The following is a 16,482-nucleotide window of genomic DNA, read 5'->3' on the forward strand; positions in this document are numbered from 1 at the left end:
ATCACGGCGTGAGCGTCAGGTCTGGGGCTTTCCGCCCGCGTACCGGGCGATGATCAGCGCGACCAGGATGATGGCGCCGTAGATGGCCCCCTGCCACTCCGCCGTGACGTGCGCGTAGTTGAGCAGGCTGGACACCGACGACAGCAGCAGGACGCCGGTGAGGGCGCCGATCAGCGTGCCCTTGCCGCCGTCGAGCGAGACACCGCCGATCACCGCCGCCGCGAACACCTGCAGGATCAGCCCGGAGCCCTGGTTGGCGCCGAGCGCGCCGACGTAACCCGTGTACGCGAGGCCGCCGATCGCGGCGAGGATCCCGGCGACGACGAACACCGCCCACGCGATCCGGTCGACGCGCACACCGGCCGCCCGCGCGGCTTCGCGGTTGCCGCCGATGGCGTACAGCGCCCGGCCGACACGGTGGTAGCGCAGCACCCAGCCGGCGACCGCGAACAGCGCCGCGGCCAGCCACACCGACATCGGCAGCCCGAGGAACGTCGTGGTCGCCAGGTTGGTGAACGAGTCCGGCAGGTTGAACAGCGTCTTGCCCTTGGTCGACCCGACCTGGACACCGCGCAGCACGGTGAGCATGGCGAGGGTGACGATGAAGGCGTTCAGCTTCAGCTTCACGATCAGGAAGCCGTTGAGGAACCCGACCAGCGCGCCGCACAGCGGGATCACCAGCAGGCCGATCGCCGCGGGCAGCTCGACGCCGAAGCCGGCCGACGCCGCCGGGATCACGACCATCGCGCCGAGCGCCGGCGCCAGGCCCATCGTGGATTCCAGGGACAGGTCGAACTTCCCGGTGATCAGCACCAGCGACTCGCCGAGCACGACCAGCGACAGCGCCGCCGACGCGGTCAGGATGCTGACGATGTTGCTCCAGCCGACGAAGGTGTCGTCGACCAGGCCGCCGATCACGAAGACGACGACCAGGGCGGGCAGCAGCGCGAGCTCACGCAGCCAGCCGGCTTTACGGCGCCGGGGTGGTGCGGGCAGCTCCGTCTGCGGGGAGGTCATCACGTCGGTCACGAAAGCTCGACTCCTTCGATGTCGGCCACGAGGTCGCCGTCGGACCACCCGGCCTGGTGCTCGGCGACCACGGCCCCGGCGCGCAGCACCAGGACCCGGTCGCTCAGGCGCAGGTCGTCCAGCTCGTCGCTGACGATCAGCACCGCCTTGCCCTCGGCGCGCACCCGGTCCACGACCGCGAGCAGCGCCTCCTTCGACTTCACGTCCACACCCGCGGTCGGGTTGATCAGCACCACGACCCGCGGGTCGCCGGCCAGGGCCCGCGCGAGGACGACCTTCTGCTGGTTGCCGCCGGACAGGTCCGACACCGGCTGCTCGGCGCTCGCCGCGACGATGTCGTAGTCCTTCAGCGCCTGGGACGCCTTCGCGAACCGCGTCTTCGGCGACGCCAGCCCGCCGCGGCCCATCTTGTCCAAGATGGACAGGGTTGTGTTGTCCATGATCGGGTGCTCCAGCACCAGGCCTTCGTGGTGCCGATCCCGGGGCACGCAGCCGATCCCGGCCCGCAGCGCCGCCGGGATGTCGCCCGGCGGCAGCGGCTTGCCGTCGACCCGGACCGTGCCCGCGGACGGCGTCCGAAGGCCGTAGACCGTCTCGGCGACCTGGTGCTTCCCGCTGGCGTTGCTGCCCGCGAGCCCGACGACCTCGCCGCGGTGGAGCCGGAACGAGACGTCGGTGAAGCTGTCGCCGGAGAGGCCGTCGACCGTGAGGATCTCGGCGGCGTCCGCCTCCAGCGACTCGCGCGTGCTGGCGTCGCGGACGGACAACCCGCCCGGTTCGCCGGTCATCGCGTCGACCAGCTGGGCCCGCCCGACCTCGGCGACCGGCGCCGTGAGCACGTGCTTCGCGTCGCGCAGCACCGTGACGGCCTGGCAGACCTCGTACACCTCGTGCAGGTGGTGCGAGATGAACAGGAACGTCACGCCGTTCGCCTGCATCTGGCGCATCCGCTCGAAGAGCCGCTCGATGGCCTGTTTGTCCAGCTGGGCGGTCGGCTCGTCGAGCACGATGAACCGGGCGCCGTAGGACAGCGCGCGGGCGATCTCGACGAACTGCCGGTCCTCCACCGACAGCTCGCCGGCCGGCGTGTCGACGTCGACGTGCACGTCCCACGAGTCGAGCAGCTCGCGCGCCTTGCGGCGCAACGACTTCCAGCCGATGGCGAACCCGCCGCCGGCCTGCCGGTTGAGGAACAGGTTCTCGGCGACCGTGAGCTGCGGGACGACCATCGCGTGCTGGTAGACGCAGGCGACCCGCGCCTTCCAGTCGTCCTGTTTGGACAGCGGCGGGGCCGGCTCGCCGCCGAACTCGACGTGCCCGGTGTCCGTCGCGGACAGGCCGGTGAGGATGGTGACGAGCGTCGACTTGCCGGCCCCGTTGCGCCCGACGAGCGCGTGCGACTCGCCGGGGTGCACGGTGAGACTGACGTCGTGGAGCGCCACGGTGGGGCCGTAGCGCTTCCCGACTCCTACGGCGCTGACCACCGGGACGGCGGATTCGCCGGCGGGCAGCGCGGTCACAGGTTGTTCCCCCACAGGGCCTTGTCGTCCACGTTGTCCTTGGTGATGACGGGCGCGGGCAGCTGGTCCTCGAGGATGCCGGGGCTGATCTCGACGATGGTGCTGTTGTGGTCGGTCGGCCCGGCCTTGAACGTCTCGCCCGCCATGGCCTTCTTCAGCCAGTACAGGCCGTACTTCGCGTAGGCGTCGGCCGGCTGGGACACGGTGGCGTCCAGCTCGCCGGCGCGGATCGCGGCCAGCTCCTGCGGGATGCCGTCGTTCGACACGAGCACGATGTGCTTCGGGTCGCCGACCGGGAAGGAGAGGTTCTTGCGCTTGAGCGCCTGCTGGGTCGGGGCCAGGTAGACGCCGCCGGCCTGCATGTAGACACCCTTGATGTCCGGGTTCGCCGTCAGCATGCTGTCCAGGCCGGAGGACGCCTTGTCGGCCTTCCACTCGGCCGGGATGTCGAGCACCTGGATGCCCGGGTACTTCTGCGTCATGCAGGCCTTGAAGGCCTCCGAGCGGTCGCGGCCGTTGACCGAGGCGAGGTCACCCTGGATCTGCACGACCTTGCCGGACTTGACCTTCTCGCCGATCGCGTCGCACGCCTTGGTGCCGTAGGCCTTGTTGTCGGCCCGCACCACCATGGCGACCTTGCCGCTCTCGGGGGCGACGTCGACGGCGACGACCGGCACACCCTTGTTCTCGGCCTGCTTGAGCCCGGCGACGATGGCCGCGGAGTCCAGCGGCGTCACGACCAGGCCCTTGACCCCCTGGTTGAGGAAGGTGCCGATGTCGGTGATCAGCTTGGCCGGGTCGCTGTCGGCGTTGACCGTCGGGAGGACGTCGACGCCCTCGGACTTGGCCATCTGCGGGACGTAGTTGTTGTAGGCCTGCCAGAACGGCGAGGTCAGCAGCGGCAGGGTCGCGCCGACCTTGCCGCCGGGGTTGCCGCCGCCCGCCGCGGGCGCCGACGCATTGTCCTTAGTGGACCCGCAGGCGGCCAGTACCAGGCCGCAGACGGTGGCCATCGCGGCCACCTGGATCACCTTCGTGCGCACCGCATCCTCCTTGATGACAGCGGAAATCAAGTCTTGTTCAGTCGTGGTTCACGGGACCGCGCGGGCGCAGGCCGTACATGCCGCCGTCGACCGCGAGGGCGGTCCCGGTGGTGGACGCGGAAAGCGGGCTGGCGAGGTAGACGATCGCGTTCGCGACCTCGTCGGCGGTGACCAGCCGGCCCATCGGCTGGCGCGCCGCGAGGGCCGCGCGCTCGGCCGCCGGGTCTTCGGCGGCGTCGAGCAGGCGGCCGACCCAGGGGGTGTCCGCCGTTCCGGGGCACACGCAGTTGACGCGGATCCGGTCGGGCAGGTGGTCGGTCGCCATGGCCAGGGTCAGCGAGAGCACCGCGCCCTTGCTGGCCGAGTAGAGGGCGCGGTTGGGCAGGCCGGCCCAGGCCGCGATGGAGCAGGTGTTCACGATCGCCGCGGACGGCGAGTTCCTGAGGTGCGGCAGCGCGGCCCGGGCGAGCCGGACCATGCCGACGACGTTGACGTCGAACACGCGGTGCCACTCGTCGTCGTTGTTGGCCGTGACGTCGCCCTGCGCGCCGATCCCGGCGTTGTTGATCAGGATGTCGAGCCGCCCGAAGCGTTCCACGACGGTGTCGATCGCGGCGCGCACTTCGTCGTCGGAGGAGACGTCACAGCGGATGCCGTCGTCGCCCGGTTTCAGGTCGAGGACCGCCACCCGCGCGCCGCGCTCGGCCAGCAGGTCCGCGGCCGCCTTGCCGATGCCCGAGGCGCCTCCGGTGACGGCGGCCACCAGGCCCTCGAATTCACTCACTTGCGGTCTCCGTCCACTCGGGACCGTCCGGGAAGCGGAACCGGCGCAGCGTGGCGTCGTGCATGCGCGCGGAGAACCCGGGGACGGTCGGGGCGAGGTACCGGCCGCGTTCGACGACGGCCGGGTCGGTGAAGTGCTCGTGCAGGTGGTCGACCCACTCGATCGAGCGGTCCGCGTCGGTGCCGGACACCGCCACGAAGTCGAACATCGACAGGTGCCGGACCAGCTCGCAGAGCCCGACACCGCCGGCGTGCGGGCACACCGGCACGCCGAACTTCGCGGCCAGCAACAGGATCGCCAGGTTCTCGTTGAACCCGCCGACCCGCGCGGCGTCCAGCTGCAGCACCGAAATCGCGTTCGCCTGCAGCAGCTGCTTGAACACCACGCGGTTCTGGACGTGCTCGCCGGTGGCGATCTTGATCGGCGCCAGCGCTTTGGCGATGGCCGCGTGCCCGAGGACGTCGTCGGGCGACGTCGGCTCCTCGATCCAGTACGGGTCGTACGGCGCGAGCTCGGTCATCCAGTCGACCGCGGCCTGGACGTCCCAGCGCTGGTTGGCGTCGACGGCGATGCGGATGCCGTCCCCGACCGTCTCGCGGGCCAGCTTCATGCGGCGGACGTCGTCCTCGAGGTTGCCGCCGACCTTCAGCTTGATCATGTCGAAGCCGTCGGCGACGGCCTGTTCGGCCAGCCGCACCAGCTTCGCGTCGGCGTACCCGAGCCAGCCGGGGGACGTGCTGTAGGCGCGGTAGCCGTCGGCTTCGAGCTGTTTCGTCCGTTCGGCGCGCCCGGGTTCGGCGGCACGCAGGATCTCCAGGGCCTCGGCCTCGGTGAGCGCGTCACTCAGGTAGCGGAAGTCGACGAGGCTGACGAGCTCTTCGGGTGTCATGCGGGCGGCGAACTTCCAGACCGGCAGGTTCGCGCGGCGCGCGGCGAGGTCCCACGCGGCGTTGACCACCGCGCCGACGGCCATGTGCGCGACGCCCTTTTCCGGGCCCAGCCAGCGGAACTGCGAGTCGCCGACGAGCGTGCGCGAGAGGGCGCCGAGCGCGGCCGCGTCTTCGGGCACCTCCCGGCCGACGACGTGCGGGGCGAGCGCGCGGATCGCGGCGGCCTGGACGTCGTTGCCACGGCCGATGGTGAACGCGAGGCCGTAGCCGTCCGGGCCGCCGTCGGTGTGCAGCACGACGTACGCGGCCGAGTAGTCCGGGTCGGGGTTCATCGCGTCCGAGCCGTCGAGCTCCTTCGACGTCGGGAACCGGACGTCGAGGACCTCCATGCCGATGATCTTCGCCATGGTCAGGCCTGCCTCGCGGTCTGGCGCTGCCGGCCGAGCCCGTCGATCTCCAGCTCGATCACGTCGCCGTCGCGCAGGTACGGCTTCGGGTCGGGCTGCCCGAGCGCGACCCCTTCCGGCGTGCCGGTGTTGATCAGGTCGCCCGGGCGCAGCACCATCACCTGGCTCAGGTGGTGGATGATCTCGGCCACGGAGAAGATCATGTCCTTGGTGCTCGAGTCCTGCTTCTTCTCGCCGTTGATCCAGAGGCGGAGGCCGAGGTCCTGCGGGTCGGGCACCTCGCTCGCCGGGACGAGCCCCGGGCCGAGCGGGTTGAAGTTCTCGCACGACTTGCCCTTGTCCCACTGCGCGGTGCGGAACTGCAGCGCGCGCTCGGAAACGTCGTTGGAGACGACGTAACCGGCGACGTGGTCCAGGGCTTCGTCAACGTTGTCGAGGTAGCGCGCGGTCTTCCCGATGACGATGCCGAGCTCGACCTCCCAGTCGGTGCTGACCGACCCGCGCGGGATGAGGACGTCGTCGGATGGGCCGACCACGACGTCCGGCGCCTTCATGAAGACGACGGGCTCGGTGGGCGGGGTCGCGCCGGTCTCCTCGGCGTGGCGGCGGTAGTTCATGCCGATGCAGACGACCTTGCCGGGCTGGGCGATCGGCGAGCCGACGCGGAGGCCGTCGACGTTCTCTTCCGGCAGCTCCCCGGCGGCGAGCGCGGCGGCCACGCGGGCGACGCCGCCGGCGGCGAGGAACCCGCCGTCGATGTCGGCGGTCAGGCCGCTCAGGCCGTAGGTCGTGCCGTTGCCGGCCCGCACGAACGGACGCTCACTACCCGGCTCCCCGAGGCGCACAAGCTGCACGGATATTCCCTTCACCCGCTCGACCAGACATCCGATGTATATCGCAGTCTCGACCCTCGATCCAGAGCCGCCGCCCAATCGGCCGGAAAATTGATCGGATCAGTACCGGTTCAGTGCTCGTTTGAGCACGGGGTGTCACCGCTCACAGCCGGAATAGCGCAGGTCACCGCGTCGCTGGTCGGAGGCAGGGACCCGAGGAGGCGCATGACCACCACGTCGGAAAGTACCGCGACGAGCAGGCGGACGCAGCTGAAGTTCGTCCTCGTGCTGGGTGGTCTCTCGGCCTTCGGGCCGCTGTCGATCGACATGTACCTGCCCGCGCTGCCGCGGATGGCGGCCGACCTCCACGCGGCGGACACCACCGTCCAGCTGACGCTCAGCGCGTTCATCGCCGGGCTCGCGATCGGCCAGCTGGTGCTCGGGCCGCTGTCGGACGCGCTGGGCCGCCGGCGCCCGCTGCTGGTGGGGCTGGTGCTGTACGTCGTGGGGTCGGTGCTGTGCGCGGTGAGCCCGGACGCGTGGCTGCTGGTCGCGGCGCGGGGTGTGCAGTCCCTCGGCGCGGCGGCGGGCATCGTGATCGCGCGGGCGACCGTGCGGGACCTGTTCTCCGGCACCGCGATGACGAAGTTCTTCTCGACGTTGATGCTGGTGAGCGGGCTGGCCCCGATCCTGGCGCCGCTGATCGGCGGCCAGCTGCTGAACTGGACGTCGTGGCGCGGGGTGTTCGTGGTCCTGACGGCGTTCGGCGCGCTGCTGCTGGCCGTGGTGGTGTTCGCCTTCCCGGAGCCGTCTTCTTCGCGGTCGCCGGCGCGGCTCGGCCAGGTGATGCGGACCTACGGGCGGCTGGCGCTGGACCGGTCGTTCGCGGGGTACGCGCTGGCGTCCGGGCTGCTGTTCGCGTCGATGTTCGCCTACATCTCGGGTTCGTCGTTCACGCTGCAGGGTGTCTACGGGCTGAGTCCGCAGGCGTACAGCGTGGTGTTCGGCGTCAACGGCGTCGGCATCGTCCTGGCGGGACAGCTCAACGGCCGGCTCGTGGGGCGCGTGCCCGAGCGGACGCTGCTTCTTTCGGGGCTGCTGCTGGGCGTCTTCGGCGGGTCCGCGACGCTGGTTTCGGCGTTCTTCCACGCACCGTTGGTTTTGCTGCTGGTGTCGTTGTTCCTGCTGGTGTCGAGCATCGGGCTGGTGATGCCGAACGCGAGCTCGCTGGCGCTGGCGGCACACGCGCGGTCGGCGGGGGCGGCGTCGGCGTTGCTCGGGGTGCTGCAGTTCGTGGTCGGGGCGGTGGCGACACCGCTGGTGGGGCTGGGCGGGCCGGGGACCGCGGTGCCGATGGCCGCGACGATCGCGGGGTTCGCGGTGCTGGCCCTGATGGCCTATCTGGCGCTGACCCGCCCGGCTACTTCCTGAGCAGCCGCTCCAGCTCTTCGCCGGCCGGTTCGTGCCCGGCGTCGGCGATCCGCTGCAGCTCGAGGAGGTCGTTTTCGGCGACCGCGCGCCGGGTCAGGAGTTCCCCGGCGTGGTCGCAGCCTTCGTCGAGCAGTTCGCTCAGCTCCTCGACGTCGCCGCGGGCGTCGGCGAGGTCGGCCAGGCGGTCGAGCGCGGTCTCGTTGCCTTCGTCGGCGAGCGCGCGCAGGGTTTCGTGGTCGGTCATGCTTCCATCGTGCAACCTTGCCCCAGGGGCAACGTCAAGTGCGACGATGGCGGGGTGCTCACCATCGGACAGCTCGCCGGGTACGTCGGGGTGACGACCAAGACGATCCGCGTCTACCACGCGAAGGGGCTCCTCCCCGAGCCCCCGCGCGACGCATCCGGCTACCGCCGCTACGGCGCGGCCGACGCCGTGGAGCTGATCAAGATCCGGACGCTCGCCGAGGCGGGGGTGCCGTTGGCACGGATCCGCGAGCTGCGTTCCGGCGGCGGGCTCGCCGAGGCGTTGCGGCAGATCGACGAGGACCTGTCCGCGCGGATCCGCGGCCTGCGGGAGACGCGCTCGCGGCTGCGGCAGCTCGGGGACGGTTCGTTGTCGGCGCTGCCTGCCGACGTTGTGGAGTTTCTCTCGCGGATGCGCGGTCTGGGGTTCAGCGAGCGGTGGGTGGCGCTGCAGCAGGACCTGTGGCTGCTGGTGTTCGCAACCCACCCGGCGACGGCTCGCGTCTCCTTCGAGGACCAGTCGTCGATGCTGGCCGATCCGGCTTTGCTCGCGATCGTGCTCGAGTACGACGGTGTGCACGATCTTGATCCGCGGGATCCCCGCGTGGACGCGCTGGCCGAGCGGCTCGTCGCGGCGACTCGTGAACGGTATGGCGCGGAGTTGCCTGCGTACGACCAGGGTTCGGCGATTCCGGCGTTGGTGCAGGGGGCGGTCAATGCGTCGTCGCCCGCTTGGCGGCGGCTCGACGGTCTGCTTCGCAAGCGGCTGGGCGGCTGACCGGCGGCCGGGTCAGGGCTTGGCGTCGTTGTTGCGCCACCACCGCCAAGCCGCGCGGACCCCGCGCCCGGTGGCACGGGACGCGCGCCCGCCGAGCTGTGCCCCGAAGAGGACACCACGAAGCCATACGGGCCCCTCGGAAGACCCGATCAGATCAACACTCACAGTGCGGCTGCCGAACCTGCGCCGCACTCCGCGCTCCGAGTACGCCTCGATGATCCGTGGGTGCCGTTCGGTCGAGAGGATCACGCGGTAAAGCTTCTGGCCCCGCGTCGGCTGCGGCCTGCCGCGCTCGTCTCGCCTCATGACGTCACAGTCTAGGAGGCTCGGAACGCGGAAAGGCTCAGGTGAGCGACGCCAGATCCGCCGTCTTGAGCTGCTCCGCGGTCACCTTCACCCGGCCGTCCACCAAGGCGCTCAACGCATCCCCGTCGTCCCACATGTTGACGTTCATCGCTGCCGACACTTCGCCGTCGCGCAGCCAGAACGCCGTGAACTCGCGGGAACCCAGATCCCCTCGGACCACCAGCTCGTCCGACTCCGGGTCCGCCAGACCGCGGTACTCACACCCCAGGTCGTACTGGTCCGTGAAGAAGTACGGCGAGGCGAGGAACGGCTCGTTCTCCCCCAGCAGGTTCTGCGCCACGTGCGTGCCCTGCTCCTTCGCGTTCGACCAGTGCTCGACGCGGATGCGGCGGCCGTACCGCGGGTGGAAGTGGGCCGCGATGTCGCCCACCGCGTAGACGTCCGGGGCCGCCGTGCGCAGGCCCGCGTCCACGCACACGCCGCCGTCGTCGGACAGCTCGAGGCCCGCCGCGTGGGCCAGCTCGACCCGGGGGGCCGCGCCGACCGCCACCAGGACCACGTCCGCCGTCAGCTCGTCGCCGCCGCTCAGGCGGACGCCGCGGACGCCCGTGGGGCCGCCCGTGATCTCCGTGACCTGCTCGCCCAGCCGCCAGTGCACACCCTTCTCCGTGTGCAGGTCGCGGAACACCCCGCCGACCGTCTCGCCGATGACCGTCGCCAGCGGCACCGCGACCGGGTCGACGACCGTCACCTCCGCGTTGTGCGTGCGGGCCGCCGCCGCGGCTTCCGAGCCGATCCAGCCGGCGCCGATGATCACCACGCGCTCGGCCTCGGCGAACGCCGAACGCAGCTTGAGCGAGTCGTCGAGGCTGCGCAGCGTGTACAGCCCGGGGAGGTCGCCACCGGGGACCGGCAGGGACCGCGGCCGGGAGCCCGTCGCCAGCACCAGCCGGTCGTAGCGGTGCTCGCCGCCCGCGTCGTCCAGGACCAGGCGGGCGCCCAGCTCGACGCGCGTCGCCGTGACGCCCGGGGTGAACCGGATGTCCTTGTCCGCGTAGAACTTCTCCTCGTGCACCCAGTCCGGCTCGTCGGTGGAGCCCAGCAGCACGCCCTTCGACAACGGCGGCAGCTCGTACGGCCGGTGCGGGTCCGAGCCCATCAGGAGGACTTCGCCGGTGTAGCCGCGCTCGCGCAACGCGGCCGCGGCGGACGCCCCGCCCAGACCCGCTCCGACGACGACGATCTTGCGCGGCTCCGACATCCTGACCTCCCACGGTGACGACGGTTCGTGCCGCGGACGGTACTCCCGAACCCGCCGGGCCACATCTCTTCGCGCGGGCCCTACGCCGGAAGTCCGCGAACCGCAAGGGGAAACCCGCGAGTAGGCAAATCGGGTGAACCGGCGTCATGACCCTCCGGCGCCCGGCTCCCACCCCCGCACGGAGCACGACCGCCAACGAAGAAAACGGAGGGTGGCGACCATGAGTCGGGGCGAATGGTCGGTCGGCTGCCGGGATCTGGCCGGCAGGCGAAGGGACGTCACGGTGTTCGTCAGCAACGACAAGGTGGTGCTGGTCGCGCCGCCGGGTGAGGCGGCGGTGCTCGGGCCGCTGGACGTCGGACGGCTGCGTGCCGCCCTGCGTGACGCCATCGTCGCGACGGCGAACGAGACGGCCCAAACCTGACAACTATCGTTCCTACTTTCCAGTAGGTTAGAGTCGGCCCACGACGGAAGGGACCGGCCATGACGACCTACTTCGTGACGGGCGCGACGGGCTTCATCGGGAAACGCCTGGTCGCCCGGCTGCTGCGGCGGCCGGAGACGGCCGCGGTGTACGCGCTGGTGCGGGAGACCTCCCGGGGCCGGCTCCAGGCGCTCGCCCACGGCTGGGCGGGCGCGGACAAGCTGCATCCCGTGGTCGGCGACCTCGGCGAACCGCAGCTCGGCGTCGACCCCGCCGGGCTGCCGCACCTCGACCACGTCGTCCACCTCGGCGCGGTCTACGACCTCACCGCCGACGAGGAGGCCAACCGGCGCGCGAACGTCGAGGGCACCCGGCACCTGCTCGCTTTCGCCTTGGCCGCGGAGGCGGGCCTGGTGCACCACGTGTCCTCGATCGCCGTCGCGGGTGACCACGCCGGGCGGTTCACCGAGGCCGACTTCGACCTCGGCCAGCACTTCGGCTCGCCGTACCACGCGACGAAGTTCCAGGCCGAGAAGCTGGTGCGCGAGCAGACGGTGCCCTTCCGCGTCTACCGGCCGTCCGCGGTCGTCGGCGACTCGCGCACCGGCGAGATGGACAAGGTCGACGGCCCGTACTACTTCCTCCCCGCCATCTCGCGGCTGGCGGCGCTGCCCCGCCGGATCCCGCTCGCCGCGCCCGACCTGGGCGCGACGAACCTGGTGCCGGTCGACTACGTCGTCGAGGCGATGGAGCACCTGATGCACCGCGACGCGCCGTCCGGGGCGACCTATCACCTCGCCGCCGCGCGGCCGCAGTCGCTGAACTCCGTCTACAACGCCTTCGCGCGTGCCGCGGGCGGGCCGGTGATCCGGGCCGTGCTGCCCGCGAAGCCGTCGAACGTGCTGCGGCGCGCGGGCGCCCGGCTCGCGCACGCGGCCGCCGCCGGGGTCGACCGGGTGCCCGGCGGCCGGGCCGCGCGGGCCGCCGTCCTCGACGAGCTGGGCGTCCCGCTCGAAGTGCTGCCGCACCTGACCCTGGACGTCGTCTTCGACACCGCGCGCACGACCACGGCGTTGTTCGGCAGCGGGATCGAGCTGCCCGAGCTGCGCGACTACGCGGCGCCGCTCTACCGGTACTGGCGGGCCCACCTCGACCCCGACCGCGCCCGCCGCGCCCACGGCCTGGCCGGGCGCACCGTGCTGGTCACCGGCGCGTCGTCCGGGATCGGCCGGGCGTCCGCGCTCGCCGTGGCCGGCAAGGGCGCGAAGCTGATCCTCGTGGCCCGCCGCGCCGACGAGCTGGAAGAGGTGCGCGCCGAGATCACCGCGGCCGGCGGGCTCGCCGCGGCGCACCCGTGCGACCTCACCGACGGCGACGCCGTCGACGCGCTGGTCAAGGACGTGCTCGGCGAACACGGCGCGGTCGACATGCTGGTGAACAACGCCGGCCGGTCGATCCGGCGCTCGGTTTCGCTGTCCACGGAACGGTTCCACGACTACGAGCGCACGATGGCCATCAACTACTTCGGCCCGGTGCGGCTGATCCTCGGGCTGCTGCCGTCGATGGCGGAGCGGCGGTTCGGCCACGTCGTCAACGTGACCACCATGGGCCTGCAGACCGACACCCCGCGCTTCTCGGCGTACCTGGCTTCGAAGGCGGCGCTGGAGGAGTTCGGGCTGACGGCCGGGCGCGAGACGCTGTCGGACGGGATCACCTTCACCTCGGTGCGGATGCCGCTGGTGCGGACGCCGATGATCGCGCCGACCGGCTACCGCGGCCTCCCGGCGAGCAGCCCGGAACGCGCGGCGGCGCTCGTGGTCAAAGCCCTGGAGGAACGGCCGGAGATCCTGACGCTGCCCGAAGGCCGCGCCGCCGAGCTGGCGACGCTGGCGACACCGCGGCTCGCCCGGTTCACCGCGCACCTGGCGTACCGGGCGACGCGGGAGTCCGCGCCGGAAGCGCGCGGCCTGCCCCGCCGGCCCGCGCCGGCGTCCGTCGCGGCGGCGGTGACCCGCCTGATCTGGCGCCGTCGTGCTTGATGTCCGCAACTTCCGCGGGAACGCTGGCCGCGCGGGGACGGCTCCTCTTACCCTCGCGCCAGCGCCGTTCACCGGAACGGGGCTCGGGTGAACTGGGGAGTTCGGATGTCGGAGACGAGCACGGCCGCGATCGGCACAGCACGAACCACGACCGGGTGACACTCACCTGACGCCGTGAAGGCCTCGTCCCGGTCATAAGAGCCGGTGAGGGGGCCTTCACGGCCGCTCCTCGCCTCCGCGGCCGCGGAGGTGGACCGCGCGGGCCCGGTGGTGCGGTCCCCGCCCGGGGTGACCTCGGCCGCTACCATCGCTTCCCGGGTGTGATCGGGAGCGGAAGGCGGGCGGGCGTGGACGTGGCGAGTCCTGCGCGCGCCGCCGCCTCCGAGCCGGGGCCCGCCGTCGTGAAACCGGGCCGGCCGCTGCTGCGCTGGAGCGTCCACGCCGCCTGGGTCGCCGCCCTCGCCCTGGCCACCGAACTGCGGGTCGGCCGCTTCGGGTTCCACCCCTCCGACCAGGGGTTCATCCTCGCCCAGGCGTGGCGGGTGCTGCACGGCGAAGTCCCGCACGCCGAGATCATCTCGGCCCGCCCGCTCGGGTCCGCGGTGCTGCACGTCGTCGACTACGCGCTGCCGATGCCGCTGTTCTTCGGCTCCAGCTTCCTGTCCATGGTCGAGATCATCGTGGCGACGATCGCCTTCGCCACGCTGGTCACCCGCCGCCGGGTGCTGGACTGGGGCCCGGGCATGACGGCGATGGTCGCGGCGGCGTCGCTCATCAACCTCAACGCGTTCCCGCTGATGGCCTGGCACACCGTCGACGGCATCGCGCTCACCGCCTGCGGCGCCTGGGCGCTGGACGCGGGCCTCGGCAAGGACCGCGCCTTCGCCCGCCGCGGCGGGCTCGTCCTCCTCGGCTGCGCGGTGTTCGTCAAGCAGAGCTTCGCGCTGGCCGCGGTGATCGGCGTGCTGTGGCTGCTGCTGCACCCGGCGACGCGGGTCGGCGCGCTGCGGACCGCGCGCTGGTGGCGGCGGCTCGTCTTCGACCTCCTCGCGCTCGGCGCGCCCGGGCTGGCCTACGTGGTCTGGGTGAGCCTGGGCGGCGGGTTCTCGGAGATGGTCGAGCAGCTGACCGGCGGCGTGCCCGCGTACGGCGAGCGGCTGCTCGGGCTCTGGCTCGAAGACCCGGAAGTGCTGACGCAGGCACCGTTCCGGGAGCTGAGCTTCTTCGCCGCGATCGCCGTCGTGCTGCTGGCCGTCCGGCTGCCCGGCGACCGGCTCGGCGCGGCCGGGCGGGCGACGTCCTGGGTGCTCGTGCTGGCCGGCGCGGCCGCGGTCGTCTGGACGGTCGTCGACGGCCGGTTCACCGGCTCCTCGCGCTGGGCGGACGTGCTGTGGTGGATCGTCGCGGTCAGCGTGCCGGTGAACGCGGCCGTGCGGCGGCGGGTGCCGTGGGCCGGGCTGCTGGTGCTCGCCACCGGCTTCATGACCAGCCTGTCCTGGGGCAACGACACCCCGACGCTGCTGACCGGCACCCTCGCGCTGACGGCGTTGCTGCTGCTGAGCCACCTCGTCCCGCCGCGGCCGCGGCTGGCGCGCCGCTGGGTGACCGCGACGGCGGGCCTGACGGCCGTGGTCGTCTGCGGCTGGGTCGTCGTCGCGCGGCACGACCAGGCGGCCTACCTCGACCTCGGGCACGACCAGCTGACCGGCGACCTCGGCGACGTCAGCCCGGCGATGGCCGGCATCCGCACGAACCCGTCGACCTACCGGTACGTCCGGCAGATCCACGACTGCCTCGACCGCTTCCCGGCCGCGCGGACGGCGGTCCTGCCCGACAACCCGTTCGCCTACCCGGCGTTCCGCCTGCACAACCCGTTCCCGCTGGAGTGGCCGCTGCCGCTGGAGATCGTCGGTGACGCGCCCGCCCGGATGCTCGAGACGGCGGACGCGCTGAACCGCGAGGGCGGCTACCTGGTGCTGTTCCAGACGGTGCCGACCCGGCTGCTGGCGACGGGCGGCCCGGTGCCGGAGTCGGTGCCGGCCGACACGCCGGTGTTCGACTACCTGGGGCTGGAGAAGGCGCTCCAGGCCCGGCTGACCGGCCGCGTGGTCACCTGCGGCAGCTTCGTCGGCAAGTACGCGCCCTAGTCGACACCGACGTCGTCCGGGCTGCCGTTCGCCAGCCCGGCCAGCACGTCCAGGGCCGAGCCGAGGATCTCCACCGGCGGCGCCGAAACGGCGATCCGCACCGCGTTCGGCGCGTGGCCGGGCAGCACCGCGAACGCGGCCGCCGGGGACAGCGCGATCCCGCGGCGCGCGGCCGCCGCGACGAACGTCTCGGCCCGCCAGCGCTCCGGCAGCTCCCACCAGCGGTGGTAGGACGCCGCGTCGCCGCGCAGGCCCGGCAGCTTCTCCGCCACGACCACCGCGCGCGTGGCGGCGTCACGGCGTTTCGCGGCTTCGACCTCGGCCAGGGTGCCGGTCACGATCCACTGCGTCGCCGCTTCGACGGAGAAGCGCGACGCGGCCCAAGCTCCCGAACGCACCGACGACGCCAGCCGCGGTGTCCACGAAGGCGGCGTCACCAGGAACCCCGCGGTGAGTCCGGGGGCGACGCGCTTGGACAGGCTGTCGACGAAGACCGTCCGCTCCGGCGCGTAGGCGGCGAACGGCCGGACGTCGTCCCGCAGGAACGTGTAGATGCCGTCTTCGATCACGGGCAGGTCGAGCCGCGCGACGACGTCGGCGAGCTCCTGACGGCGTCGCGCGGGCATCGTCGTGCCGAGCGGGTTGTGCAGGGTCGGCTGGACGTACAGCGCGCGCACCGGCCCGGCCGCGACGAGCGCTTCCGGCACCAGGCCGTGCTCATCGGTCTCGACGGGCACCAGCTCGACGCCGAGCCGCGACGCGACACCCTTGACCACCGGGTAGGTCAGCGCCTCGACCGCGAGCCGCTCCCCCACTGGCACGAACGCGGCGATCGCCGCCGCGATCGCCTGGCGGCCGTTGCCTGTGAACAGCACGCTCGCCGGGTCGGGCCGCCAGTCGTCGCGGGTGAGCAGGGAAGCGGCCGCGTCGCGGGCCGCCGGGGTGCCCGCGGCGCCGATCGGGTGCAGGGCCGCGGTGAGGACGTCGGCGCGCAGCAGCGGTTCGAGTGCTTTGGCCAGCCGCGCGGACTCGCCGGGCAGGACGGCGAAGTTGAGCTCGAGGTCGACCCGGGCGTCCCCCGGCTCGGCGAGCGCGGGTTCGGGCGGCGGTTTCGCGGCCCGGACGAAGGTGCCCCGGCCGACCTCGCCGACGGCCAGGCCGCGCCGGACGAGCTCGCCGTAGACGCGGGAGGCGGTCGAGTTCGCGATGCCGCGCTGCCGCGCGAACCGGCGCTGCGGCGGAAGCCGGTCCCCGGGCCGGAGGCGGCCGGCCTCGATGTCGGCGGCGAGGGCGTCCGCGACGACGCGGTAGTCGTCCACTGTGCACCTTCGCTTCCCGCCCGGAACG

Annotated in this window: 14 protein-coding genes; 5 read left to right on the top strand and 9 right to left on the bottom strand. The window is 72.3% G+C overall.

Features of this window, described 5'->3' with window-relative positions; genetic code table 11:
• Positions 1 to 15: 15 nt before the first annotated feature.
• Genes ACZ63J_RS42740 through ACZ63J_RS42765 form a run of 6 tightly spaced genes read right to left on the bottom strand, consistent with a single transcriptional unit; the run spans position 16 to position 6,527 of the window.
• A complete protein-coding gene (locus ACZ63J_RS42740) occupies positions 16 to 1,029 on the bottom strand; it encodes an ABC transporter permease (protein ID WP_465310504.1) in 1,014 nt (337 codons plus the stop codon).
• A complete protein-coding gene (locus ACZ63J_RS42745) occupies positions 1,026 to 2,549 on the bottom strand; it encodes a sugar ABC transporter ATP-binding protein (RefSeq protein WP_465401663.1) in 1,524 nt (507 codons plus the stop codon). Before ACZ63J_RS42745 ends, ACZ63J_RS42740 begins: the two co-directional genes overlap by 4 nt.
• Positions 2,546 to 3,580, bottom strand: coding sequence for a sugar ABC transporter substrate-binding protein (locus tag ACZ63J_RS42750; protein ID WP_465340397.1), 1,035 nt, complete (start codon positions 3,578 to 3,580; stop codon positions 2,546 to 2,548). Before ACZ63J_RS42750 ends, ACZ63J_RS42745 begins: the two co-directional genes overlap by 4 nt.
• Positions 3,581 to 3,629: 49 nt before the next feature.
• Entirely contained in the window at positions 3,630 to 4,376 is a 747-nt protein-coding gene (locus ACZ63J_RS42755) for an SDR family NAD(P)-dependent oxidoreductase (RefSeq protein ID WP_465401662.1), read from the bottom strand.
• Positions 4,369 to 5,673, bottom strand: a complete 1,305-nt coding sequence (locus tag ACZ63J_RS42760; RefSeq protein ID WP_465401661.1) for an enolase C-terminal domain-like protein — start codon at positions 5,671 to 5,673, stop codon at positions 4,369 to 4,371. The genes ACZ63J_RS42755 and ACZ63J_RS42760 overlap by 8 nt, the downstream gene beginning before the upstream one ends.
• 2 nt (positions 5,674 to 5,675) lie before the next feature.
• On the bottom strand, positions 5,676 to 6,527 hold the full coding sequence (locus tag ACZ63J_RS42765; protein WP_465401660.1) for a fumarylacetoacetate hydrolase family protein: 852 nt from the start codon (positions 6,525 to 6,527) through the stop codon (positions 5,676 to 5,678).
• Positions 6,528 to 6,731: 204 nt separating this feature from the next.
• Between ACZ63J_RS42765 and ACZ63J_RS42770 the strand changes: the two genes are divergently transcribed.
• The gene (locus ACZ63J_RS42770) at positions 6,732 to 7,937 is read left to right on the top strand and encodes a multidrug effflux MFS transporter (RefSeq protein ID WP_465401659.1); all 1,206 of its coding nucleotides are present in this window, start codon (positions 6,732 to 6,734) and stop codon (positions 7,935 to 7,937) included.
• Here ACZ63J_RS42770 and ACZ63J_RS42775 read toward each other — a convergent pair.
• Positions 7,927 to 8,181: a hypothetical protein gene (locus tag ACZ63J_RS42775; RefSeq protein ID WP_465401658.1), complete on the bottom strand. Its 255-nt coding sequence runs from the start codon at positions 8,179 to 8,181 to the stop codon at positions 7,927 to 7,929. The two genes, ACZ63J_RS42770 and ACZ63J_RS42775, sit on opposite strands and share 11 nt — an antisense overlap.
• A gap of 54 nt (positions 8,182 to 8,235) precedes the next feature.
• Between ACZ63J_RS42775 and ACZ63J_RS42780 the strand changes: the two genes are divergently transcribed.
• Positions 8,236 to 8,958 (top strand): MerR family transcriptional regulator, encoded by a 723-nt coding sequence (locus tag ACZ63J_RS42780; protein WP_465401657.1) that lies wholly within the window; start codon positions 8,236 to 8,238, stop codon positions 8,956 to 8,958.
• 343 nt (positions 8,959 to 9,301) lie between these two features.
• Here ACZ63J_RS42780 and ACZ63J_RS42785 read toward each other — a convergent pair whose 3' ends face one another.
• A complete protein-coding gene (locus ACZ63J_RS42785; protein WP_465401656.1) occupies positions 9,302 to 10,525 on the bottom strand; it encodes an NAD(P)/FAD-dependent oxidoreductase in 1,224 nt (407 codons plus the stop codon).
• Between the two features lie 220 nt (positions 10,526 to 10,745).
• Between ACZ63J_RS42785 and ACZ63J_RS42790 the strand changes: the two genes are divergently transcribed.
• The 3 genes from ACZ63J_RS42790 to ACZ63J_RS42800 all read left to right on the top strand — a co-directional run bounded on the left by ACZ63J_RS42790 (position 10,746) and on the right by ACZ63J_RS42800 (position 15,135).
• Positions 10,746 to 10,949 (top strand): hypothetical protein, encoded by a 204-nt coding sequence (locus ACZ63J_RS42790; RefSeq protein WP_465401655.1) that lies wholly within the window; start codon positions 10,746 to 10,748, stop codon positions 10,947 to 10,949.
• Positions 10,950 to 11,008: 59 nt separating this feature from the next.
• Positions 11,009 to 12,988: an SDR family oxidoreductase gene (locus ACZ63J_RS42795; protein ID WP_465401654.1), complete on the top strand. Its 1,980-nt coding sequence runs from the start codon at positions 11,009 to 11,011 to the stop codon at positions 12,986 to 12,988.
• Positions 12,989 to 13,335: 347 nt separating this feature from the next.
• Positions 13,336 to 15,135: a hypothetical protein gene (locus ACZ63J_RS42800; protein ID WP_465401653.1), complete on the top strand. Its 1,800-nt coding sequence runs from the start codon at positions 13,336 to 13,338 to the stop codon at positions 15,133 to 15,135.
• Here ACZ63J_RS42800 and ACZ63J_RS42805 read toward each other — a convergent pair.
• Positions 15,132 to 16,454, bottom strand: coding sequence for an aminotransferase-like domain-containing protein (locus ACZ63J_RS42805; RefSeq protein ID WP_465401652.1), 1,323 nt, complete (start codon positions 16,452 to 16,454; stop codon positions 15,132 to 15,134). The genes ACZ63J_RS42800 and ACZ63J_RS42805 overlap by 4 nt on opposite strands.
• Between the last annotated feature and the right edge of the window lie 28 nt (positions 16,455 to 16,482).

The sequence above is a fragment of the Amycolatopsis sp. NPDC104863 genome (genome assembly GCF_055582965.1).